This is a genomic window from Parendozoicomonas sp. 209JJ7-1, assembly GCF_058147085.1.
Window position 1 is genome coordinate 153018 of the sequence record NZ_JBYVJU010000009.1, and the last position, 23848, is coordinate 176865.

Consider the following 23848-nt stretch of genomic DNA (forward strand, 5'->3'; position numbering starts at 1 on the left):
CCCTTCTATGCTCTGCCCCGGCATGTGATGGTTGCCGGAGCCGGGGATGATCTGTGGTTTATGTCATGTTTGTCGTTTATTTCTGGTCAGCTGTTTCAGCTGCCTGCTTTCTGGCGAGTTCAATAGCGTCCAGGCAGCACAAAACGATAATTCCATTGCCGTTAATATTGTCACGGTCGGCAAACAGGTAATTCCCGACATCCTTACCACTATCGGCACCCTCAGTGCCACAGCCTCAACGGAACTCAGCTTTCTTGTGCCCGGACATATCAAGACACTGTCGGTTAATGATGGTGATGTGGTGACTGCCGGTACCACTATTGGTGCTCTGGATGAAAGCATTGTTGCCGCGGAGTTGGCCCAGGCCCGGGCAAACCTGGATGAAGCCGCTTCCAAGCAGAAACGCTATGAACTGCTGAAAGGCCGTGGGGTCTTTTCCCAGCAGGATTACATCAGCGTGAACTCCGCCTTGAAAGTTGCTCAGGCTAAATATAACGGGGTCAAGGCCCGCATGCATGACCTGCTGCTGATCGCCCCTTACGATGGTCATCTGGAACGCTTCAAGTTGCGGGTGGGTTCCTATGTAGATGCGGGTACACCCATCGTTCAGTTAGTTCAGCTTGATCCTCTGCGGGTGGAATACTTCCTTAACCAGGCGGAGAAAAACAAAGTCGAGCTTGGACAGAAACTGGATATTCGAGTAGATGCCGTGCCCGGCAAGGTGTTTCAGGCAGACCTGAAATTTATCAGCTCAACGGTGGATGATGCCACCGGACGTTTTACCCTCCATGGGCAGATTGCCAACCCGAATAATCTGTTATCCCCCGGCGAGCTGGTGCGTATACGGCACTTTTTGAATACCGGTACAGAGAAGGTTGTGGTCCCCCAGCCGGCCGTTCTTGTGCAGTTGGATACCCATTATGTTTTTCTGGTTAAGGAGGAAGGAACAAATAAAGGAAACTCTGGGAAAACTAACCTGAACACAGTCTGCCTGGCGAAAATGACTCCTGTTGAACTGGGAAGCCAGCTTGATAACGGCATGGTGGTGGTCAATGGTGGGGTTAAACCCGGAGACAGAATTGTTGTCGGTGGAGCACAGAAACTTTCTGACGGAGACAGGGTACGGTTAAGGCGTAATCATCCTTCAAGGCCCACCCAGAGAGAACACCATTCCGGTAAAACACCTGAACAACATCAGGTCGCTGGTTAATGAATCGTCTGCCGGAGATCTGTATTCGGCATCCGGTATTTTCCGTTGTACTGAGCTTATTGCTGGTGACCGCTGGTCTGGTCTCCCTGCAATCCCTTCCTGTGGGCTATTTTCCGGTTTTTCATCAGCATACGGCGGTGATCGACAGCACCATGCCAGGTGCCAGTGCGCAGTTTATGTCGGAGCAGATTACCAATCCTCTGCTGGATGTGGTCAGCGGCGTGGATGGTCTGGAGGATATAAGTACCAGCAGCATCGCAGGGCGCAGTCAGATCACCATAAATGTACGGGACAATGTGGATTATTACGCTGTCCTGAATGTTCTGCGGGGGAAAATTGCCAGGGTGCTCGGCCAGCTTCCCAAGGGAATGCCAAACCCTCCGGTGGTCTCCGATGATTCCGGGACCAACTGGAATACCATTCCTACGCTTTCCTATGGTTTTTCATCCTCCAAGCAAACGGTGGCCGACGTCTATGAGTACGTCATCAATCATGTTGTGCCCCGGTTGCAGAATATTGAAGGGGTAGGGTCACTGCCAGTGTTCGGTTATGGCGGCAAGGTGCTCTGGGTATTCCCGGACCCGGGCCGCATGGCGTACTTGAAAGTAACAGCCAGTGATGTGTTTGATGCCCTGGGCAATAACAATATCAGTATCAGTTCCGGGGCCATTATCAGTCGGGACCGGAAGTATGTGCTGGTATCCGATACCCAGCTCCATACCGCAGAAGATTTTGCTGGTATTGTGATCCGCAATGTTCACGGTCAGCCCATTACCATTGGCGATGTTGCGGAAGTACGCTGGGGGGAAGCGGATCTTGAGCATGAGCCGGTGCTGGTGAATCGCAGGGAAGGCATTGTCATGCAGGTGCGTCCCTTTGTCGGGGCAGATCCGGTCACAGTGGCCGCGCTGGTAAGGGCAGAGATAAAGAAAATTGAAGCCCGGCTTCCCAATGGCATGGAAATGGTCACCACTTACGACCAGTCCCGTTTTCTTAAACAGGCTATAAACGACTGCTGGCGCATTGTTGTGGAAGCGGTGATATGCGTGATTTTGGTGATGCTGGTGTTTCTCGGGTCACTGCGGATGGCATGGATTCCGGTGGTGACCATCCCTGTATGCATTATCGCCACACTGGCGGCAATGGCGGCCCTGGGGTTCAGCCTGAATGTGGTCAGCCTGCTGGCGATTGTGCTGGCCATTGGTCTGGTAGTGGATGATGCCATTGTTGTGGTGGAAAACAGTTGTCGTCATATCAGCGCTGGACACGCGCCGAGAGAGGCTGCGTTGAAAGGCGTTCATGAGCTGGTATTTGCGGTTGTGGCCATGTCCCTGACCCTGGCGGCTGTCTATATGCCTGTGGGTTTTCTTCATGGTTTTACCGCGACCATTCTGAGGGAGTTTGCTTTTACCCTGGCCGCGGCGGTGCTGATTTCCGGGTTTGTGGCGTTAACCCTTTCTCCAATGATGTGCGCAACGGTTTTGCGGCCTGTTGCACAGATATCGGCCTCGGCCCGTTTTCTGTCGGATAAGTTAAATCAGCTGGATACCCGCTACCGAAAGCTGTTGAGGCAAGTGTTGAAGCATCGACGCTGGGTGCTAATTAGCATGACGCTCTGTTTGGGGCTGGGTTTGCTGATATACAGTCATCTGGGCAGGCAACTGATGCCCAAGGAAGATATTGGTTATCTGGAAACAGATATCCGCTTGCCTCCCGCCAGCAGTATGCAGTTTATCAAGCGTAATATGATTGAGCTGGACAACTATCTGGCCGAACAGGGGGATATTCAGACAGTGGTCTCCTATTACCTGGACGCGCCCACAAACTTTATCACCCTGAAAACAAGTGATGAGAGGAATCAAACAGCCTGGGCATTGTTAAAGCAATATAACCGGGATGTGGCCAGTGCCGTGCCGGCCATAAGTATCTCTTTCCAACTGCCGGATCCGGTGGATTATGGCATTGGCGCTACGGGTTTTGAACTCAAACTCCAGACCCTGGACCGTGATCCGGTGGCTTCGTCCCTGAATACCCTGAGTGAGCATATAGTGAAAGCTCTGGAGAAACTCCATGGTCTGACCAACGTTTCCAGTTCACTAACCTACGACACCCCGGAACTGGAGTTTACCCTGAACCGGGAGCAGGCCAGCCGTTATGGCGTCCATCTCACGGATATTCGCGACAGTCTGCAGGTAATGCTGGGGGGAGCGGAGCGTGCGACCCAGGTTCATACGCCCGATGGCCAGACCTTTGATGTCCAGGTTCAGCTGAATGAAAACTGGCTGGAGGATTTCAGTATTATGGATTCGATTTATGTAAATTCAGACAGCGGCCAGGTTCTGCCCCTCTCAAGCTTGCTGACGGTTCACAATAAAACAGCCCCCCCGGCCATTGAAACCTGGAACCGGGAACGGGCGGCCACTATTCATGGGGATATTATTCCCGGCACGTCACTGACCCGGTTGGCTAAAGAGGTGTCAGAAACTGTTGGGCCTTTGCTGAACCAGGACCAGTCCATGGTGTTCTCCGGTGTGATCCGGCAGATGAACCTGTCGGAAGCCAATATGCTCTGGTTGTTTGTTATGGCTGTTGTATTTATCTATTTGATACTTGCGGCGCAGTTTGAAAGTTTTATTGATCCCCTGGTGATTCTGCTGACGGTTCCCCTCTCCGTGGCTGGTGCTCTTCTGCTGCTTTGGCTGTGTGACCGAACTCTGAATATTTACACCAATATCGGCCTGCTGACCCTGGTGGGGCTAGTGAGCAAGCATGGCATCCTGGTGGTGAACTTCGCCAACCGATTGGTGAAAGAGGGGCAGGATACGGTATCGGCGGTGATCGCTGCGGCCGGAACCCGTTTGCGGCCTATTCTGATGACCAGCTGCGCCATGGTTTTCGGGGCTTTGCCCCTGGCTCTGGCCTCCGGTGCCGGCTCTATGGGGCGCTCCGATATTGGTCTGGTGCTGGTGGGGGGGATGGTGCTGGGAACCTTGTTTTCCCTGCTGGTGGTACCCACGGCCTATGTGATGATGGCGGGTTACCGGCGCATGGATGTACTTTCAGATATGAGCCAGAGCAGCAGTAGAAGAGAATAAACACAATTCTACAAAAAAATGTCGCAAAAAGAACTGTTATCTGGACTTTGAGTCGGCAACAATGACACTGAAGGTAAAGGGGCTCTCTTCCGGGGAGATCGGCAGGGAAGAGAGCGCTACAGGATTATTTCTGACGCTGTGCCAGGGGATTTGAAGTCAATGGGGCATCATCACTACGCAGACACCAGGGGCGAGTTTATCAGCAAGCTGGAAGCTGAGCTGCTGAAACACCTGCCCGAGCAGCAGAAACAGGGGCTGGGGACTTTTCTTGCACCCTTTTTTGCCATTACCACACCGGAAGAACTTGCCGAGTACCGACGCCGGGACTTAGCCGGCAGTACTCTGGCGTTCTGGCGCTTTTTCCAGAGCCATGACAACAGTAAAGCCAAGATCGAGGTTCTGAACCCGGATTACGAAAATAACGGGTGGCATTCCACCCATACCATTGTCCAGATTGTGCATCCGGATATGCCGTTTATCGTGGACTCCGTGCGAATGAAACTGAACGAGCGGGGTGCCACCATTCACCATCTGCGTAACTGTGTGCTGACCGTTGCACGGGATAAGTCCCACAACCTGGTGGCCGCTGGAGATGGAAAGAGCCACAAGGAAGCACTGCTCTATATCGAAGTTGACCGTCAGGCCGGGGATAACGAACTGGAAGAGCTGCGTCGAGACTTGGAAGACGTACTGGCTGATGTCCGTCGGGTGGTGACGGACTATCGTCCGGTATGCAACAAAATAGAAGAACTGATCAATACCCTTGAAAAGGATAGTTGTGAACAGCATGGTGAGATCTGCGCCTATCTACGCTGGTTGCTGGATAACAACTTCACCTTCCTTGCTTACGAAGAGCTGGTGGTTGAACACTCAGACAAAGATGTCCGTGTGCGCCGGGTGGAAGGCCAGCGGCTGGGGCTTTTGCGTCCCCGCCATGAAGGACAGCTCAACCGTCATAACCTGGAGCCGGAGCTGGAATGGAACGATCTCACAGATAATGAACTACTGTCGTTTGCCAAGGCTCCTGTGCGTTCCAGCGTACATCGCCCAGCCTACCCCGATTACATCAAGGTTCGCCATTTTAATGAAGACGGGCAGGTCACCGGTGAATGCCGGATTATGGGCCTTTATACCTCGCCAGTGTACTCCCAGAGTCCCACAGTGATTCCCTGGCTGCGCAACAAGGTAGCGGGCATTGCGCGTATGTCCGGCCTGGATATGGGCAGTCACCACGGAAAGGAACTGACCCAGATTCTGGAAGTTTTCCCCCGTGAGGAACTGTTCCTGACCCCGGCAGACCGGTTGTTTGAAACAGTTATGGGGGTACTGCAGATTCAGGAACGCAACCAGATTCGGGTATTTATGCGTTGGGACCCGGCCGGACTCTTCTGTTCAGCCCTGGTGTATGTGCCCCGGGAGATTTATGACACTACCCTGCGTCTGAAAATACAGAATATCCTTTGCCGAAAGCTTCAGGCTGTGGACGCGGAATTTACCACTTATTTCTCTGAATCTATCCTGACCCGTGTACATTATGTATTGCGTCTGTCGGAAGACAGCGTCGAAGATTTCAATCCCAGAGCTATCCGCTCTGAAATTATCCAGGCGGCCTATTCCTGGGAGGAAGAATTCCAGGATTCCCTGCTGGAATCCCGGGGCGAGGTAGACGGTAACCGGCTGTTAAAAGAGTTTGGCTCAGCGTTTCCCGTTAGTTACCGGGCGGCATTCACTCCTTTGACTGCTGTGGCTGATATTGAGCATATGCAGAAACTCGGTGAGGACAGGCCTCTGTCCATGAGTTTCTACCAGCCCATTGATGAAGATGAATATCTGCACTTTAAGGTGTTCCATCTGGGCGGCTCCCTGCCCCTGTCTGACCTGATTCCCATTATGGAAAACCTTGGCCTGAAGGTGATCGGGGAGCATCCCTATGTTATTTGCCGCCAGGGACGGAAAATCTGCCTCCATGATTTTACCCTGTCCATGGCCCAGGGTCAGCAGTTGCCTTTGAGCAAAGTGGGCAGCAAATTCCGGGAAGCTTTCCGTCATACCTGGTTTGGCCAGGCAGAGAATGACCGCTTTAACCGCCTGGTGCTGGTGGCCGGAATGGACTGGCGCCAGGTCAGTATGTTCCGGGCCTATGCCCGTTATATCAAACAGATTCGCTTTGGCTTCAGCCAGACCTATATCGCTGACACATTGTGCAATAACAGTGAGATAGTCCTGAAACTGCTGAACCTGTTTGAGGTTTCCTTCAACCCCGACCTGGACCTGACCGCCCACCAGAGAACTGCCCGTCGCCAGCAGTTGCAGCAGACCATTATTGAAGGTCTGGACAGTGTCAGCGTCCTCAGTGAAGATCGGGTACTGCGCCGGTTTATGGAGCTGATAACGGCGACACTTCGTACCAATTTCTATCAGCAGGATAGTGCCGGAAACAGCCCGGATTATATGGCTCTGAAGTTCTCTCCCGGAGATATTCCAGATATTCCCCGTCCGGCACCCATGTTTGAAATCTTTGTGTATTCACCCTCTGTTGAAGGTGTCCATCTGCGGGGCGGCAAAGTGGCCCGGGGCGGTCTGCGCTGGTCTGATCGTGTGGAAGATTTCCGCACAGAAGTGCTGGGGCTCGTCAAAGCCCAGCAGGTCAAGAACGCGGTGATTGTGCCTGTGGGAGCCAAGGGCGGTTTTGTGTCCAAGACCCTGCCTGCGGACGGTACCCGTGAAGAGATTCAGGCGGAAGGTATTGCCTGTTATAAAACTTTTATTCGGGCCCTGCTGGATGTGACCGACAATCTGGTGGACAACAAAGTTGTGCATCCCGAGCGGGTGATCCGCTACGACGAAGACGACACCTATCTGGTAGTGGCTGCCGATAAGGGCACCGCGACCTTTTCTGATATCGCCAATGGTATAGCGGAAGAGTATGGCTTCTGGCTTGGTGACGCTTTTGCTTCCGGCGGCAGCGCCGGTTACGACCATAAAAAGATGGGCATTACCGCCAAAGGGGCCTGGGTCTCTGTGCAGCGCCACTTCCGGGAGCGAGGCATTGATGTTCAGAAAGACCCGGTCACCGTGGTCGGCATTGGCGATATGGGCGGGGACGTGTTTGGTAACGGTCTGCTCTCTTCGGAAAGCCTGAAACTGGTGGCGGCGTTTAACCATCTGCATATTTTTGTGGACCCGAATCCAGATCCGGCGGCCAGCTTTGCTGAGCGCAAGCGTTTATTTGAGCTGCCACGCTCCAGCTGGGCCGATTACCAGAGTGATTTTATCACTGAAGGCGGGGGGATTTTCTCCCGCAGTGCCAAGTCGGTCAGCATTACGCCAGAGATGAAAAAGCTCTTCGGTATCCGTTCCAGCCGGTTAACACCCAATGAGCTGATTACCGCGATTCTCAAGTCAAAAGTGGATCTGATCTGGAATGGCGGTATCGGCACCTATGTGAAGTCCGCTTCCGAATCCCATGCCGATGTGGGTGACAAGGCTAATGATACCCTGCGTGTGGATGGCAGCATGGTGAAGGCGAAAGTGATCGGTGAAGGTGGCAACCTGGGCTTTACCCAGCTGGGTCGTATTGACTATGCCCTTAGCGGCGGCGCTATGAACACAGACTTTATTGACAACGCCGGTGGCGTGGACTGCTCCGACCATGAGGTCAATATCAAAATTCTGCTGAACCAGATGCTGGCTGCCGGAGATATGACCCGCAAGCAGCGGGACAAGCTTCTGGAAAGCATGACCGATGATGTCTCCACTCTGGTGTTGGGCAATAACTACCGCCAGACCCAGGCTATCACTCTGGCGGAGGATGAGTGCCTGATCCGCATGGAGGAGTACAAGCGCTTTATTCATAGTCTGGAAGAGACCGGCCGCCTTGACCGGGGCATTGAGTTCCTGCCCGATGATGAAATCCTGGCCAGCCGCCAGAGCAATAACCAGGGGCTGACCCGCCCGGAACTGTCCGTGCTGATCTCCTACAGCAAGGCTGACCTGAAAGAGAAGCTGCTGGCGTCCACGGTTCCTGATGACCCTTACCTGGCCCGGGAGCTGGAAACGGCTTTCCCGAAGCGGCTGGTGGACAAATATGGAGAAGCCCTCGCCAGCCATCGCCTGAACCGGGAAATTGTCTCAACCCAGCTGGCTAACTACCTGATTAATATGATGGGTATCACCTTTGTCAGCCGCCAGCAGCAGTCCACCGGAGCGAATGCGGCGGATATTGTCCGGGGCTTTGTGATTGCCCGGGATATTTTTGATGCGGAGCAGATCTGGTCCGATATCGAAGCCCTGGATATACAGGTGGGCAGTGCGCTTCAACATGAACTGATGGCGGAAGTGATGCGTCTGCTGCGCCGGGCTACCCGCTGGCTGGTGCGTATGCGGGAGGTGGACCGGGAAACCTCAGACTGTGTTGAACACTATCGCAGTCGTATTGCCCAGATGATGGATGGCTTCCAGGAATTCCTGCCGGATCGTCAGCGTCAGGAGTGGCAGAAGCGTGTGAACCGGTTAACGGAGCAGGGTGTTCCGGAAGTCCTGGCCCAGCGAGTGGCCGGTGTCCGTCTTCTGTTCAGTATGCTGTCCATCATTCAGGCGGTGGATCAGACCGGTGCCCAGCCGGAGAAAGTGGCCAGCCTGTTCTATGCGGTGGGTGAACACCTTGATCTGCCCTGGTTCTATCAGGAACTCAGTCAGCTGGAGGTCCGTAACCACTGGCAGTCCCTGGCCCGGGAAGGGGTGCGGGATGAGCTGGCCATGCAGCAGCGGGCACTGACGGTGCAGATGTTGCGGATGGAAAGTGCTCCGGATGGAACCTGTGAGCGGCTGGCCTACTGGAGTGAGACCAACAGCGTACAGGTGGCCCGCTGGCAAGCCATTCTGGAAGAACTCCGTGGCGGTGCCGGTGCTGAGCTGGCTATGTATACCGTGGCTACTCGAGAATTAAGTGATCTGGCACTGGATTCCTGACGTTTGTCGTTGACTTTTCATTGTTTAGGGCGGAAAGGGGAGTTGTTTTCCTTTCTGCCCGGTTCTCTTAAGCTTTGCCTTGAGAGGTGATCAACGCCTTGATCTCTTTCCCGCTCATCTGCAGGTTCATTTTTTTCAGCTGCCTGCTCATGGATTTGTAGGTACTGTCGCCAACCTTCATCCAAATGGGAACGATGGTGCGTTCTACATAATCCCTGAGGGCATCCACCAGACCTTCATCTCTCTCCCTGCGCTGGTCAAAATCAGTCTGGGAAATGTCGTTTTCTGATTTGCCGAACCAGGCTTTGGCCCTGTTGTTGTATACATATGTCATGGCCAGGGTTGTACATTTCTCCAGGTTGTCTGCCAGGCGAACCCTGGCCCATCTGTCCAGCTGGACAGATGTTCTTTCCTGAATGCCTTTCACATCCCGGATAGCCGGCTGGTATTTGTAAGTGTTGGTCAGGCAGGCACCGGCCAGGCGGGCAAAGGTGAAGTCCTCCAATATTTGGTTTAACTCATCGCGGCTTTGGGGCAGGGCGCTGATGCCGGTAGCGGCAAACAGTTCTTCCCGGTATTTGTCTGCTGTGGCCATCAGCCAGTAGGTGCGGCTCTGGTCATCGGTGGGCATATCCCCGTGGTCTTCCTGGGGAAGTAATTGCTCAAGTTCCCTCGCCGGAATCTGTGTTGTTCCCTTCCCTTCCAGGTATTGCAGCAGCCGGATTTTTTCCATCAACTGGTTCAGTTTCTGTTGGGTATTTTTGTCCTGCATCTGCTGTCGGAATGTATGGCGCAGCTCTTTCTCAAAGGCTTCCGCGATTTTTCCGTTTTCTGCTGAACTCTCTGCCCAGTGCTGCCAGTGCAGGCGCTGAATTTCCGCACAGGCTTGGTTGTGGGCCTGTTTTTCAACAGTGGCCCTGTAGCCGGATTCTGTCAGAAGCTCTTCGGCCTTCCGGGTAAAGTTAATACCGCTGGAGGATATTTGCTGGCTGACAAAGCGTCCGATCACCGTTCCGACGTTTTCCAGATGGGCATAACAGGCCATGTTTTCGGAACGGTACCAGGCCCAGAACAGGCTGCCTCCGAGGGCGCTCAGTGAGCTGACAATGCTCACTAATCCGCCGGACGCCAGATTGGCAATAACAAATCCGGTACAGACCAGAGGCGGGGCGACGATGGTAGCAACCTTGCCTGCCTGTACCGCCAGTTCCATACGGCTGTTGGGCTTGCCGTTCCAGATATTGCGAATGGCTTGGAACAGCTTGCTGCAGTGCATGCGGAATGACTGCATAAAAACGGTGTCGACGATGGCCTTGGCCACTGGCTGGCGGCTGGCCAGCCGGGCGATAAAGTGACCGCTTTTCTGCATCAGGGTTTCGCGGTGACCAGCTGCCACCGGCCCGTGCTGAATCACATCCAGCATGGTGTTGCAGGCCCGCAGCTGGTCGGCATCCAGGGCGTTAACATTTTTCTGAACCGCACGGGTATACAGCAGCCCGGCTGCGCCTTTGGTGAATGTCCATGCCAGCCCTAGGGGGCTGCCAAGATTGCTGGCCGCTTCCAGGGCAGTGTTAAGCAGTTTGGGAATGTAAGGAGCGGTTTCCATCAGTTTGCACAGAGCCATCAGACGTTTAACCGCCGCCAGCTCTTCCTCTGACAGGTCATCAAGTTTGACTGCCTGACTGTTGATATTATCGATAAAATGGGTGGTCACTGTCTCGGCCCAGACCCGGTTGCTCAGCTCGTTGAACATGCTGTACAGGGCGGATTTCTGACCAAAGATACTGTTCAGATTGGCCAGTGTCTGGGACAGGTTGCCGTTCAGGGCTCGCAGCAGACGGGGATTCTTTGCGGCTATGGCAGCAGCACCGGTCAGCACATGTCGAAACTCTCTGGCAATGTCCTGAACGGCTCCTGTGCTGAATTTGTAGGCATTAAGGATCGTGTCTGTCGGGCTTTGTTCCCCGGATAGAAGGCTGTGCAACTCCTGACGTCCCTGGGTTACGGCCCGCCCTGTCAGCCTGGACAGCTCTTTGCCCAGGGCCGGGGTATCCTGAAGGATTTTCCAGGCTTCCTCTTCAAAGTCGTAGCCTTTGTTGTACATGGCCCGTTCCAGCTCCAGCTGCTTGAGCTGGTGTTCAACGGGCAACCCGTTGGGGCGCAGCAGGCTGTAGCCCAGCTGGCCGGCTTTCTCCCACAGGGACATGGTGTCCATCAGCAGGGGGGCGGTCATTTTCCTCAGACCATCCAGCTGGCGTACCAGAGAGCATTGCCGCCTGAAGTATTTTGGGTCAACGCTGACAGATTTCCGGGCACGGGTCAGGGCAATATCAAGCTGGATTTTTAACAGCTGATCCTGCTGGCGAACACGGTCACAGGTCGCGGTAAAGCCGATAGGGAGTTGCTGGAGTTGGAAATCCCGGACCGCACGAATAGCCGGTGCGCAGAGCAGGTTGCTCTTGCCCCTCAAGGCGCTGGCAATCTGCTCCAGAGAGGGTTTGTCATCCAGATACCAAACCAGGTGGTCACCGATATGTCTGCTCTCGATGGCCTGCTGGATGCTGATGGCCTCAAGGAGGTCTACTTTGTGCAGCAGAGCGTGCAGGTGGTCGGCGGAGACTTCCAGGTTCAGCTTTTTGGCAAGGGTTTTAGCGTTGCGAATATCACTTCGAAGAACCTCGCGATTCTCTGTGGTAACAGGCTTTTTTGCGTCCTGAAGGGTCTGAATCTGTCCTGCCAGGCTGATTTTTATCTGGTCCAGGTAGTGGCGTTGAACCAAACGGCCAAGGTTTTTCGTCTGTTCCGGGAGCATGTCAAAAATTTTGGACAGTCGTTGAGGTAAAATCTCCGGGCAGGAATCGAACTCTTTCAGTGTTTTCAGGGCTTCAAGACCGGCGGCCTGATCTTCGACATCATCCTGGTACCGCGCATATTCAAACATAGTGCCAGCCAGGGTGCGGGCGATATCCGGGCGAGAGGTGCAAATATGAGCCATCAACCTGTGGGGATTCATCGCTGCTTCTGGTACGGGAAGATCCTTTTCTTCCAGGCGTTTTATGGCCGTGAGGATACGGGTGTTGAGAATGTTCTGGCCGTCCCTGTTGCCCATCTGGTCAATAAGGCGGGCCAGCCCGGAAGGGTCGCTGGTAATTTTGCCGACGTTGTATCTGGTAACCGGGTGAGGGTTCAGCAACTCCCTGTCGCCAGCCTCCAGGCGTTCGGCGGGCACAAGCTTCCGCAGCCTGTCGCCAAAGGGGCTGGCCAGCAGTTTGTTTACACCGATAAAGGCGATGGTGGCCATCTGTATCCAGGAGTCTTTCTGGAAGGTGGTTTCGTACTCTTTGATGGCGTTCAGCACAGTGGACAGGCTGTCTTCATCCCGGCGCTTTTCCAGGATGCTGAGCATCAGCCTCATTTCCTCAATGCGGGCTTTGGCCTCACCTCTGCGACCGAAGTAGTGGCTGAAGGTTTTATCGATATCTTTGTCCAGGGCCTGGATGCGGGTGGCTACCAGGGCTGTAGTGCCGGCGGGGTCTTTGCGGAACTGGCCCACCAGAATGCTGTGGCCCGGCAGATCGCGAATATACAGAGTTTCGGAGGTGTCGGTGAGCTGGTTGCGAATGGCCTGCTGGGTTTGGAGGGCCTGATCCAGCGTTCTCTTTGCGGTCTCAGTCTCCTCTACGGAACGGGTTACCACTGGCACCTGGAGAACTGACGGGCAGTCGCGGGCTTCGGGAATGGCTGGTGTGGCTTCCGGAACCAGTAAACGACAGGAAATCCCGGGCAGGCTGTTATCGCTTCCATAACCGGCCAGAGCGGCGAATGCCCTGCCTGCATACTTAAAGAGTCCTGCTGTTTCCATAGTGCCAGCCTCCCTGCTGGTTGACGGCCCTGTAGAGAGCTGTTCTGTTCTGGTTACCAGTTCTGACAGACCAGTTGGAGAAAAGTTGCGCTGTTGGGGGCAGGGTCAGACCAAAGTATTAGAAGGTATGATGGGGAGAGAAGTGAGGTTTCGTAGTAATAAAATAACAGTGGATTGGCTGTTACTGTGTACATATAATCCCGCCGGTTCCCACATATTCAGATAAGGAGCATCAATGTACAGGCTGGTTCGTTCCCTGTTATTTCGTCTTACCCCGGAAACAGCCCATGACGTAACCATGGACCTGCTGGGTGCCGGTCAGCGCCTTGGGCTGATCAAATGCCTGATGCGCCCGGTCGCCGATGCTCCGGTAAAGGTGATGGGTATTGAATTTCCCAACCCTGTGGGCCTGGCCGCTGGCCTGGATAAGGATGGGGAGTGTATTGATGCCTTTGGCCACTTGGGTTTTGGCTGTGTTGAGGTGGGAACGGTAACCCCCCTGGCCCAGCCGGGTAACCCGAAACCCCGCCTGTTCCGCCTGGTGGAGCATGAAGCCATTATCAACCGTATGGGCTTTAACAATAAGGGTGTGGAACACCTGATCGCCAACCTGCGCAAGGCCAATACCAAAGCTGTGATTGGCGTCAATATCGGCAAGAACAAGATCACCCCGGTGGACAAGGCCAATGACGATTACCTCGCCTGCCTGCGGGAAGTGTACCCTTGGGCCGGTTATGTGGCTGTGAACCTGTCGTCTCCCAATACTCCAGGGCTCCGCGAGTTGCAGTTTGGTGAACATCTTCGCTCACTGCTCACTGCCCTGAAAACTGAACAGACAAAATTGGCGGAAGAGCATGGCCGCTATGTGCCCGTTGCCATCAAACTGGCACCGGATATGTCCGGTGATGAACTTCGGGAAATTGCCGGTGAACTGGTATCCCACGGTATGGATGGAGTCATTGCCACCAACACCACCCTGGAACGTGATGCTGTAGCTGGCCACCAGTATGCCGGTGAGCAGGGCGGGTTAAGTGGTAAACCGCTGACAGACCTTTCTACCGATAAAATCCGGGTACTGGCTGAAGCAGTGGATGGAAAGATTCCGGTGATTGGTGTGGGCGGTATTATGAATGCCCGGGATGCTGTGGAAAAAATCCGTGCCGGTGCCAGTCTGGTGCAGATTTACAGTGGCTTTATCTACAAAGGGCCAGATCTGATCGGGGAAATCTCTGAGGCTGTTTCCCTGGAGTTGGCAAAAAATAACCAGGAATAAACAGCTTCTCTTTTCCGTCGTATGATCTTGCCAGGCTTGGAATACTTTTTTGGGAAGAGCTTCCGGGTCTGGCAAAACCTCCTTTCCGCTTTGCTAATTTTCATGGTGTTTTGAGCTACTTTAAGTTTTCGTTTAGTGACTTATGAGAAGTGGTTGTATGTTCCTTTTCAAATTTTTCAAATCAAACAGTTTTGTCATCTTGCTGGCAGGGTTATTTCTGATGGAAGCAGGCAGTAGTTTTGCTGGAGTCTGTGATGACGAGATTCAGAATTATTATAATCATACTGCTTATGAGAAAAACTGGTTTGCTGATATCCAGGAGTATTCTGCTGCCGACGGCAGGCACTGTTGCCAGGGCTGCAAAAGGGGAGGTGCGGGCGTGATGGATGAACAGGGTTCCTGCGATGGCAGGCAGGGTGACCAGAACAGTTACCATTTTATAGATAAGGGAGCTTGCCCCCCTCACTGAAGAGCCGTTTGAGGTGAGGTGAATTGTCTGGCCTGAAAAGAAAAGGCCCTGAAAAACCGGACCTTAAAGAGAAAACCTCAGCTTAATATTGAGCTTCGTCAGTAATCCTGAACGATGAACACAGATGAATTGTCAGAGAATGTGACCGTTGTTGAGTTTGTGTATGCCGGAAACACCGGTATATCCTTCCACGTGATCTGACCAACCTTCCCGCCAGCCATTAAGCCAGGCCTGGCGCTGGGTGTTCTCTTCCTGGTGCGGGCAGTTGTCGTTTGCGCGACCACATGCTCCTATCTGGTAACCTCTGGCGTATGCCCTTTCTGTCTTATCTCGTTTTTGTCTCTTCATCGCGAACAGGCCTCCATTATCTGGTACAACATCCCGCAGCATTTCGCGGTTAGCTGGGGATTTAACATGCTCAAGAAGGATGTGCTGATTCTGACCTCCACTCTATCCTTCTCGAAAGTTTAAGGGATGGTGTCTGAACACCTTACGAGAATAAGTTCTATCGGATTCTGGCGGGTCTGTCGAGAAATCAATAGGCATAGCGCTATAACTGCTTAGCTTAAAGTCATCTATAGGAGTTTTATGACAGAGCTAACCAGCTGAAAGAAAAAAGGTTTGACCGTTTGTCTGATTCTTCTGGATATATTGCCGCCTGAATCTATTGATTCTTGTCTTTTTTGTGAATCTTACGGTATGTACGCTGATGTATTACGGTTCGTATTCCCGGCTGCAGACTGTACAATCGGCGCTTTGCATTCTGACTGTTGACGGTACCGATGTACGCCAAGTTCAATTTTTTTGCCTCCTGCCCCAAAGGTGTAGAAAGCCTGCTCGCCGATGAACTGACCGCCCTGGGTGGGGAAGAGGTTCGCCAGACGGTAGCCGGCTGTCACTTTAAAGGTGTGCTGGAAACGGCGTACCGGTGCTGTCTGTGGTCCCGGCTGGCCAACCGTATCCTGTTGCACCTGCGCCAGATTGATGCGGAAACCAGGGATTTTCTTTACGACGGTGCCAAGGCCATTCCCTGGGAAGACCATTTTGAGCCCAATGCCACTTTGGCCATAACCTTCAACGGCACCAGCCAGGCTATTAATAACACTCACTTTGGTGCGCTGGTGGTGAAGGATGCAATCTGTGATCGCCTACGTGACAAGGTCGGCTTCCGTCCTTCCATCCATAAAACCTCCCCCGATATTCGCGTGCATGTGCGAATGCAGCGCAACCGGGCGGATATCTCCCTGGATTTGTCCGGAGAGAGTCTGCACCGCCGTGGTTACCGTCTGGACACTGGTAAAGCCCCTTTGAAGGAAAACCTGGCGGCGGCATTGTTGGTAAGAGCTGGCTGGCCGGCTCTGGCCAAAGAGGGGGCTGCGTTGGTGGACCCCCTGTGTGGTTCCGGCACCTTGCTACTGGAGGGTGCATTGATGGCCGCGGATATCGCTCCCGGACTGCTGCGACTGAATTACGGTTTCCATAACTGGTCCGGCCATATTCCCAAAATCTGGCGGGAACTGCTGGAAGAGGCCCGCCAGCGCCGTACCGAGGGTCTGGCGGCCATGAAAAACCGTTTTATCGGTTATGAAGGGGATGTGCGGGTTGTACGCCAGGCCCATGAAAATCTGGGCCGTGCCGGGCTTGAGAAACGCATCCATATCGAAACCCGGGAGCTGGCCAATATCGAACCCCTGAAATCCGTTCAGGGGCTGGTGATTACCAATCCCCCCTATGGTGAACGGCTGGGGGATGAGTCCAGCCTGGTATGGTTGTACCAGCATCTGGGTGAAACCTTCCGTAACTGCTTCCTGGGTTGGCAGGGGGCGGTGATTACCAGTAACCCCAGCCTGTCCCGACGCATGGCTTTGCGTGCCAGAAAGAATTACACCTTTTACAACGGTGCCTTGGAAGCCAAACTGCTGACCTTCGATATTCAGGAGGAGTGGTTTTTTGGTGCCCATAAGAAAGCGGTTGAAGCGGCCTTGCCGGATGCTGAAAAGAACAGCAGGAAGCCTGCCCCGGTTACTACCAATGTCACTTTGGGCAAAGGCGCGGAAATGTTCGCAAATCGTCTCCGTAAGAACCTGAAACCCCTGCAGAAATGGGCGAGAAAGGCGGAGGTTGAGTGCTACCGCATTTATGACGCGGATATGCCGGAATACGCGGTAGCCATAGACCTCTATAAAAACCAGGTGCTGGTGCAGGAGTACAAGGCACCGGCCTCGGTGGATGAGCAGAAAGCCCAGGAGCGACTGCACGATATTCTTCAGGCGATTCCTACGGTACTGCCGGTTCGCCCGGAGCAGGTTTCCCTGAAACAACGCAGGCGCCAGAGTGGCAAAGACCAATACCGGAGAATGGCAGATCAGCAGCAGCGCTTTGAAGTGACGGAAGGTGGCTGTCGTTTCCTGGTGAATCTCAAGGATTATCTGGATACAGGTCTGTTTCTGGATCACCGTCTGATGCGCCTGCGTATTCAGAAAGAAGCCGCTGGCAAGCGTTTCCTTAACCTGTTCTGCTATACCGGTGCCGCGACTGTCCATGCGGCTGCCGGTGGTGCCAGCCAAACCACCAGTGTTGACCTGTCCAAAACCTATCTGGACTGGGCCCGCCAGAACCTGTCCCTGAATGGTTTCAGTGATCGTCACCGTCTGGAAAATGCGAACTGTATTCAATGGCTGAAGGAGTGCCGGGATACCTACGACCTGATCTTTATTGATCCGCCTACCTTCTCCAACTCCAAGAAAATGCGGGATGTATTTGATATCCAGGTGGAACATTCCGATATGCTCAAGCGGGCCATGGCTCGGTTATCCCGGGATGGCGTGCTCTATTTTTCCAATAATTTCCGTAAGTTCCGCATGGATGATGAACTGTCGGAAACGTTCCGGGTAGAAGAGATCAGCGCTCAGACCATCGACAGGGATTTCCAGCGTAACCAGAAAATCCACCGCTGCTGGAAGCTGACCCACCGTCATTAATCGGGAGAGCAGGCTATGGCTGACGTATATTGAGTGGTGTCAGCCAAGTCTGCCACTCTTTGTACTACGAGTAGGCTGCTAGAAGCTGATTTATTTGGCAGTCTTCATGGCTGTCACAGGTACAATCATTACAGAAATATTATCTTCTGCCTCTGCCGCATAGGCGTGTGCAAGGATCTGCTCGGCGATTTCTTTATTGCTGATACCGGGATTTTCACTCAATAAATTTTGCATAAGCCCATGGGTTTGCTGAGTGGTAACGAAATCAAAAGCACCGTCAGAGGCAATGACAATCCGATCCATACCCGGTTCTATAGGGTGACAGGTGATCATCGGTCTGGGGCTTAACAAAGGGGCTGTAGGATCACCAATGCTGTGGGTCAGAGGTGTACTATGAAGCATGAGTTCTTTTCCTTCATGCTTCATCATGTGCATCACGACAGCAGTGGAATATTGTGCGGCACCTTTTTGAGAAACATGGGTAAGAAACTCGCCACCGCGTTCAAGAACAGACCTGGCAAAGCTATTCAACGCTCCATTCGGTACTTTGTTCCAGCCTTGATTCCCCAATGAGCCCTTGTTGCCCTTGATGCAATACTTGGCTGACTGGTCCCTTGAAAGCGGCAAACAATCTTTGCCCCCTTTAAAAGTCAGGAAAGCCCTGCTATCTCCAACATTAATGGTCCATAAATAGCCATTAATACTGGCCACAGCGCAAACAGTTGTGCCGGAATTAAGATCATCCGATATGCGGTCAAGGTCTACCATGGCAGCTTGTAATGCGTGGTAAATGCCTTCTTTCGTGAGCTTTTCCTGATTGAACTCTTCCAGTCTTTTTTTCAGTGCAGGGGCAATGTGCTTACTTACAAAATGAGCTGTTTTGACACCACCGTGACCATCACATACGCCTATCAGGGAAACTGGAATTTCTTTGTCTTCTGGGTATGGCTGCACGGAGAATGAGAAGTTTCTGGTAAAAGCACAATCTTCCATATAATCCCGTTTGCCTGTGGCTGCTGAGAAACCCCCGCCCGGACATGATTCGGCATTCGTGTCTTTCGATTGAAACCCTGTGATGCCTTTAATCACCCCTGAATCAATAATTGTTTTTTCCCGCTTATATTTCAGAATATTGTGAAGAGGCGGCTCTCTCTCATCTGTTAAAAACCTCTTAGCCTGTTTGTTGGCGGTGTCAATTTGCTGGTCAACCTCGCCAGGATAGACTTGATAATCCAGGTTCTGAATCAGTTCTTCTGAAATATAAAAGGGGGGTCTTCCATCAATTCTTCCATCTTGAACCGGTAATTTAAAAGGCTCTTGATTTCTGAGGGTTGTTCGGGTGCGCTGCTTTGCGTCCTTGAATTCCTGAAAAAGAGGAAAGGCGGGGGGGCACAGCTTACTGTAGACCTCTGCATAGACATTGCCAAGATTCAGTCTGGAGGGATCACTTATAGTGATTTGATATTTTTCCAGAAAGCGGGTTAATTTTTCTTGGTTCTTCTGGAATTCGGAGGAGCAGCCATACGTTGACGGTTTCTTTACCTTGGTAACTGTTTTGTTCTCTGCCGTCAGACCAACAAGTTGATCGGGAGCCTCCGTCTCCATCTTTCTGGAAAGGTCTTTTGCTAAGTCCCTTAGAGAGAAGTTGGCTTCCGTGCTTGGGTTCATGTTGAGTTCCTTCGAAAGTTGCCTGTTAATCTTTATTTTCGACAAATACCCTTCATGCCTGAGGCGCTTAAGTAGCCTGCGATTGAATTGCGTAAGCCAAATCCGCACACTCCTACCCTGCATACCCTGAAGCTGTTTTTGTTGCCGGAGGTGAACTTCCGCAACTGTGAGAACAAATTTGGCTTTGCCTCTAAAGAGCGTGAATACACCGGTCTGGAGAGCTACCGGTATTATTTTCCGGGCTCCAGCTCGTTTATTATTCTGGAGGCCAACAACCCCGTGGTGAGTTCTGTATTGTGCTCCAGCAGAGTAACCAGGAGCTGGGCTACAGCCGTCTGGCGGTTCCCTGTGTTTATGACGCTATCAAGCACCTATTCTGGGAAGAGGGCGACGCCAATCAAGGGGTTGGCTGTCACCCGGCAGCTGGCCTTCTGGAATGGCGCGAACCATTTGGTTCTGTCCAATGGTGGAAAGGCGTTTCTTGATTATATGTATGGTGTTTAAGGCTGCTTGGAAGCTGACTCACCGTCACTGATTGTTCCCCTGTGCCGATAGGTATAACAGTTCATAAAGGAAGAGCTGTTATGTCTATCAGGGCATCTCTCAGCAGGATATGGCACGCCGTCAGGCCCAGGTCAAAGCCATCAGGTCAGGAATCAAGTGTTCCGGTTGTGCATCGTCTTATTGGTTTTCTTCTTCCGGGAAAAGTCGCGGACAAACTCCTTGGTACTCGCACAGTGGCCACTGTGCCCGATGAGCAGGTGAGAATGCAGGTTCCTGGTAACCGGCAGCTCAGGCAACAGTTCTGTCAGAGTGTGGAAAGGGTCAATAAGACGTTTCTGAGGGCGTTGCACAGGGCTGATACAGACAGTATGCAGCAGGCTGTGCTGGATATGGCCGGAGAGATGGCCTTTTACTGCGACCAGACCGGGTGCTCCGAAGAGGAGTTATCGGATCTGGTTTCCCAGGGGTTACAGCGCTCCTGCAAAAATTATCCCTTGTGGAGGAAAGGCCAGGTTGCCCGGGAGATGACCCGAGGGGATCTGCCTTATTTGTTGGGTAGTGCCCAGGCCCTGAAAGAGCTGATGCCCAATGATAAAGCGACCCGGGTGTATGCCCGTGTTCTGAAGGATATGGCGGGTACGGCTCTGCAGCGACTGGCCGCCCGGAGTCTGGAACCTGTCAGGAAGAAGGTTGACCAGGTAGCGTCCTGTCTTACCCAGGGCAATCGTCAGGTCCTGGATGTGGGGCTGGTTATGGATCTGGCTGCTCCGGCGACAGATCTGCCTGATAATGTCACGGATAGTCTGGACAGTGTGCTGGACCAGCAGGAAAGGAGTGAGGTCAGGCTTGCCACGCCTGAGCAACTCAATCCCGTCCAAAATATCACTGGTCAGGAACAACTGGAGAAAACTGTTCAGCAGTTGATTGAAGGCATTATTTCCGATGACAGGAGCATTATCGCGGCTTCAGTCCTTTGTCTGGAGAGGGATATTGTTCGCTATGACAGTGAGTCCGAAAAAAAGAAAGGGGTTTTGGCTCTTGATGACTATCCCACTCTTGCTTCTGAGGTGATAAAAAAAATTCTTGGTGAATTGCCCGTCGAGAAAAAACAGCAGCTTGAGGAGAAGGTTTTTACAAGTAACTCCCGGTTTGTAAGAACAGTCTCTTCGGTTTTATTTAATATGAATGAGCTGAAGGAACAGCTCAGTGATCAGGCCAAAAAAGCAGGTATTGTGGTTATGCCTGTGGCGGCAGCACTGGTGCAGGCTATTGATCTTGACCGGGCGAAAGCCTTTGAGATTGCTGTTGATGCTTATCAAACCCAGACCCTTGATGGTGAACAGAAAAACGGTTTTCAGCTGGAAGCCGCCGATGTTTACGGTACCCTGGGTTTTATGAAAGCTTTTTGATTAACCTTCCTGTCGGCATCTTAGATACTGGCAATCTCTTCTGGTATCAGCTCCCGCCACTCTCCTGGCTCAAGGGCTGAGTCCAGTTCGATAGATCCAATCTGTTCCCTGTGCAGCCCCACGACTTTGTTGCCGACAGCCGCGAACATCCTTTTCACCTGATGGTAGCGGCCTTCCTGAATGGTCAGCAGGGCTTCTTTCTCTGAAATGAGCTCCAGTTTCGCAGGTTGAGTGGGTTTCTTTTCATTGCGCAGCATCAGACCTTCCGCAAAGCGATCAGCCAGTTCCGGGCTGACAGCTTCTGCCAGTTGCACGCGATAACGCTTTTCACACTCTTTGCGGGGGGAGGTGACCCGGTGGCTCCACTGACCATCGCTGGTGATTAAAATCAGGCCGGTGGTATCCGCATCCAGCCGTCCGGCAATATGCAGTAGGTGGCTTTTGGGAATATCCAGCAGGCTCAGTACGGAGAGGTAATTTCCTTCACCGATATTGGAGCAGACGGTGTCCTCAGGCTTGTTCATCATAATGTAGTAACTGGCCTGGTGGCGCAGCCGCTGCCCCAGCCAGCGAATATGGCTGTCTTCCTCCACTTTCAACGAAGAGCTCCGGACTATTACCCCATCACAGGTGACTTCTCCCTGGCTCAGAACTTTTTTTGCTTCAGAACGGGATAACTCGGTGGTTTCACAGAGAAAACGGTCAAGACGCATAGGTTAAACAGAGCCGGTAATAATGGGGGTAGGAACAACTCGACAATTATGACGAGGAGGGAGGTAAATCACCAGTTTTGTAACTTTGCTCTCATAATGTGCATTTTCGGGTACGCAATTTGCTTGTTTTCGGTGCGAAACATGGACAGCTGTTTTAAGTTGGTGCGATAGTTCTGGTTTTTTGTAGGGGGGTAAAATGCCCACCTTATCGGATCAGGATATAACGGAGAGCACGATTCAGTGTCAATCAGTTCCCTGATCTCAAAGGGACTGACCCGAATTTTAAATAATGTTGTGGCCCGGAAGGGTGCAATAAAAACAATAAAAGCACTCATTTGGTGCGTAAAAATATAGAGGGTGGGAATATGGAACCAATAAACAGCGCTGTTGAAACCCTGTTGCAGGGGACCAATACGCTTTTTATTCTGCTGGGTGCCATTATGGTTCTGGCAATGCATGCCGGGTTTGCCTTTCTTGAAGTGGGTACCGTTCGCCTGAAAAACCAAGTGAATGCGCTGTCCAAGATTATTACCGATTTCGGGGTGTCCACCCTGGCGTATTTCTTTATTGGTTATCAGCTTTCCTACGGCGTAAGTTTTCTGTCTGGCGCAGAAGAACTGGTGGATGCCCAGGGGTATGAACTGGTAAAGTTCTTTTTCCTGCTGACATTTGCTGCGGCGATTCCGGCGATAGTATCTGGCGGTATTGCCGAGCGGGCCAAATTTTACCCTCAGTTGCTGGCGACATTTTTTATTGTTGCATTTCTCTATCCCCTTTTTGAGGGTATGGTCTGGAATGGTAACTATGGCTTCCAGACCTTCCTTGAAAAACAGTTCGGCCTTCCATTCCGTGATTTCGCTGGCTCCATTGTTGTCCATGCCATGGGCGGCTGGATAGCTTTGGGAGCTGTGGTGCTGCTTGGACAGCGTAAAGGCCGTTACCGGGATGGCCGCCTGGTGGCCTTTGCCCCTTCCAATATTCCTTTCCTGGCCCTGGGCTCCTGGATTCTGACCGTAGGCTGGTTCGGCTTTAATGTGATGTCTGCTCAGACTGTGGAGAATATCAGCGGCCTGGTGGCAGTCAATTCTCTGATGGCGATGGTGGGGGGAACTCTCGCAGCTATGGTGGCCGGTCGTAATGACCCCGGCTTTATTCATAACGGTCCGCTGGCTGGTCTGGTGGCTATCTGTGCTGGTTCCGATATTGTTCATCCTGTTGGTGCTCTGATGATTGGTGCTATTGCCGGTGGCCTGTTTGTCTGGGCCTTCACTGCAACCCAGAACCGCTGGAAGATTGATGATGTGCTGGGTGTCTGGCCCCTTCACGGCCTCTGCGGTGCCTGGGGTGGTATCGCAGCGGGGATTTTCGGTCTTAAAGCCCTTGGCGGGCTGGGGGAGGTTTCCTTTATGTCCCAGCTGGTGGGTTCTCTGGTGGGTGTTGCTATCGCCGGTATCGGTGGTTTTGTGATTTACGGTCTGGTGAAAGCCCTGATGGGCCTGCGCCTTTCTGAAGAAGAAGAGTTTGAAGGAGCAGACCTTGCCATTCACAAAATCGGCGCGGTGAATGAAGATTAATCACTGGTGACTCTGTGTGAAGAAAGGCTCCTTCGGGAGCTTTTCTTGTATTCCCTGTCTGCCAAAGCGACAGAGCTCTGGCATAATGGTTCTTTTTTTGCTGATGTCCTCGCAGGGAC

The 23848-nt window shown here is 52.7% G+C and carries 13 protein-coding genes; 9 read left to right on the forward strand and 4 right to left on the reverse strand.

Annotation, left to right across the window (positions count from 1 at the left end; translation table 11 throughout):
* Positions 1–46: 46 nt before the first annotated feature.
* From ACY2RQ_RS10940 to ACY2RQ_RS10950, 3 genes are all read left to right on the forward strand, one after another.
* On the forward strand, positions 47–1210 hold the full coding sequence (locus ACY2RQ_RS10940; RefSeq protein ID WP_490113003.1) for an efflux RND transporter periplasmic adaptor subunit: 1164 nt from the start codon (positions 47–49) through the stop codon (positions 1208–1210).
* Positions 1210–4305 carry an efflux RND transporter permease subunit gene (locus ACY2RQ_RS10945; protein WP_490113004.1) on the forward strand — a complete coding sequence of 1032 codons (3096 nt, stop codon included), beginning with the start codon at positions 1210–1212 and terminating at the stop codon, positions 4303–4305. Before ACY2RQ_RS10940 ends, ACY2RQ_RS10945 begins: the two co-directional genes overlap by 1 nt.
* Positions 4306–4464: 159 nt before the next feature.
* Complete coding sequence (locus ACY2RQ_RS10950) at positions 4465–9276, forward strand: NAD-glutamate dehydrogenase (protein WP_490113005.1); 4812 nt, start codon at positions 4465–4467, stop codon at positions 9274–9276.
* A gap of 67 nt (positions 9277–9343) precedes the next feature.
* Here the strand turns inward: ACY2RQ_RS10950 and ACY2RQ_RS10955 are convergent, their stop codons facing one another.
* Positions 9344–13138, reverse strand: a complete 3795-nt coding sequence (locus ACY2RQ_RS10955; RefSeq protein ID WP_490113006.1) for a hypothetical protein — start codon at positions 13136–13138, stop codon at positions 9344–9346.
* A 235-nt stretch (positions 13139–13373) separates the two neighbouring features.
* Here ACY2RQ_RS10955 and ACY2RQ_RS10960 point away from each other — a divergent pair, with 235 nt between their 5' ends.
* Together ACY2RQ_RS10960 and ACY2RQ_RS10965 are read left to right on the forward strand one after the other, a co-directional pair.
* A complete protein-coding gene (locus tag ACY2RQ_RS10960) occupies positions 13374–14411 on the forward strand; it encodes a quinone-dependent dihydroorotate dehydrogenase (RefSeq protein WP_490113007.1) in 1038 nt (345 codons plus the stop codon).
* 220 nt (positions 14412–14631) lie between these two features.
* Positions 14632–14880, forward strand: coding sequence for a hypothetical protein (locus ACY2RQ_RS10965; protein ID WP_490113008.1), 249 nt, complete (start codon positions 14632–14634; stop codon positions 14878–14880).
* Between the two features lie 132 nt (positions 14881–15012).
* On the opposite strand, the gene rmf is transcribed toward ACY2RQ_RS10965, so the two are convergent.
* Positions 15013–15228, reverse strand: coding sequence for a ribosome modulation factor (rmf, locus tag ACY2RQ_RS10970; RefSeq protein ID WP_490113009.1), 216 nt, complete (start codon positions 15226–15228; stop codon positions 15013–15015).
* A gap of 434 nt (positions 15229–15662) precedes the next feature.
* Here rmf and rlmKL point away from each other — a divergent pair, with 434 nt between their 5' ends.
* Positions 15663–17861: a bifunctional 23S rRNA (guanine(2069)-N(7))-methyltransferase RlmK/23S rRNA (guanine(2445)-N(2))-methyltransferase RlmL gene (rlmKL, locus tag ACY2RQ_RS10975; protein WP_490113010.1), complete on the forward strand. Its 2199-nt coding sequence runs from the start codon at positions 15663–15665 to the stop codon at positions 17859–17861.
* A 90-nt stretch (positions 17862–17951) separates the two neighbouring features.
* Here rlmKL and ACY2RQ_RS10980 read toward each other — a convergent pair whose 3' ends face one another.
* On the reverse strand, positions 17952–19529 hold the full coding sequence (locus ACY2RQ_RS10980) for a PP2C family serine/threonine-protein phosphatase (protein WP_490113011.1): 1578 nt from the start codon (positions 19527–19529) through the stop codon (positions 17952–17954).
* 296 nt (positions 19530–19825) lie between these two features.
* Between ACY2RQ_RS10980 and ACY2RQ_RS10985 the strand changes: the two genes are divergently transcribed.
* Both ACY2RQ_RS10985 and ACY2RQ_RS10990 read left to right on the forward strand, forming a co-directional pair.
* Positions 19826–20014, forward strand: a complete 189-nt coding sequence (locus ACY2RQ_RS10985) for a hypothetical protein (protein WP_490113012.1) — start codon at positions 19826–19828, stop codon at positions 20012–20014.
* 99 nt (positions 20015–20113) lie between these two features.
* Entirely contained in the window at positions 20114–21442 is a 1329-nt protein-coding gene (locus ACY2RQ_RS10990) for a hypothetical protein (protein ID WP_490113013.1), read from the forward strand.
* 20 nt (positions 21443–21462) lie between these two features.
* Here the strand turns inward: ACY2RQ_RS10990 and rsuA are convergent, their stop codons facing one another.
* Positions 21463–22155: a 16S rRNA pseudouridine(516) synthase RsuA gene (gene rsuA, locus ACY2RQ_RS10995; RefSeq protein ID WP_490113014.1), complete on the reverse strand. Its 693-nt coding sequence runs from the start codon at positions 22153–22155 to the stop codon at positions 21463–21465.
* A 365-nt stretch (positions 22156–22520) separates the two neighbouring features.
* On the opposite strand from rsuA, the gene ACY2RQ_RS11000 reads away from it, so the two are divergent.
* Positions 22521–23729: an ammonium transporter gene (locus ACY2RQ_RS11000; RefSeq protein ID WP_490113015.1), complete on the forward strand. Its 1209-nt coding sequence runs from the start codon at positions 22521–22523 to the stop codon at positions 23727–23729.
* Positions 23730–23848: the final 119 nt, after the last annotated feature.

What these genes read in the sequence shown, in the direction of transcription:
- ACY2RQ_RS10940 (WP_490113003.1), top strand. Translation starts at nt 47, where the DNA reads ATGATCTGTGGTTTATGTCATGTTTGTCGTTTATTTCTGGTCAGCTGT.
- ACY2RQ_RS10945 (WP_490113004.1), top strand. Translation starts at nt 1,210, where the DNA reads ATGAATCGTCTGCCGGAGATCTGTATTCGGCATCCGGTATTTTCCGTT.
- ACY2RQ_RS10950 (WP_490113005.1), top strand. Translation starts at nt 4,465, where the DNA reads ATGGGGCATCATCACTACGCAGACACCAGGGGCGAGTTTATCAGCAAG.
- ACY2RQ_RS10955 (WP_490113006.1), bottom strand. Translation starts at nt 13,138, where the DNA reads ATGGAAACAGCAGGACTCTTTAAGTATGCAGGCAGGGCATTCGCCGCT.
- ACY2RQ_RS10960 (WP_490113007.1), top strand. Translation starts at nt 13,374, where the DNA reads ATGTACAGGCTGGTTCGTTCCCTGTTATTTCGTCTTACCCCGGAAACA.
- ACY2RQ_RS10965 (WP_490113008.1), top strand. Translation starts at nt 14,632, where the DNA reads ATGGAAGCAGGCAGTAGTTTTGCTGGAGTCTGTGATGACGAGATTCAG.
- rmf (WP_490113009.1), bottom strand. Translation starts at nt 15,228, where the DNA reads ATGAAGAGACAAAAACGAGATAAGACAGAAAGGGCATACGCCAGAGGT.
- rlmKL (WP_490113010.1), top strand. Translation starts at nt 15,663, where the DNA reads ATGTACGCCAAGTTCAATTTTTTTGCCTCCTGCCCCAAAGGTGTAGAA.
- ACY2RQ_RS10980 (WP_490113011.1), bottom strand. Translation starts at nt 19,529, where the DNA reads ATGAACCCAAGCACGGAAGCCAACTTCTCTCTAAGGGACTTAGCAAAA.
- ACY2RQ_RS10990 (WP_490113013.1), top strand. Translation starts at nt 20,114, where the DNA reads ATGTCTATCAGGGCATCTCTCAGCAGGATATGGCACGCCGTCAGGCCC.
- rsuA (WP_490113014.1), bottom strand. Translation starts at nt 22,155, where the DNA reads ATGCGTCTTGACCGTTTTCTCTGTGAAACCACCGAGTTATCCCGTTCT.
- ACY2RQ_RS11000 (WP_490113015.1), top strand. Translation starts at nt 22,521, where the DNA reads ATGGAACCAATAAACAGCGCTGTTGAAACCCTGTTGCAGGGGACCAAT.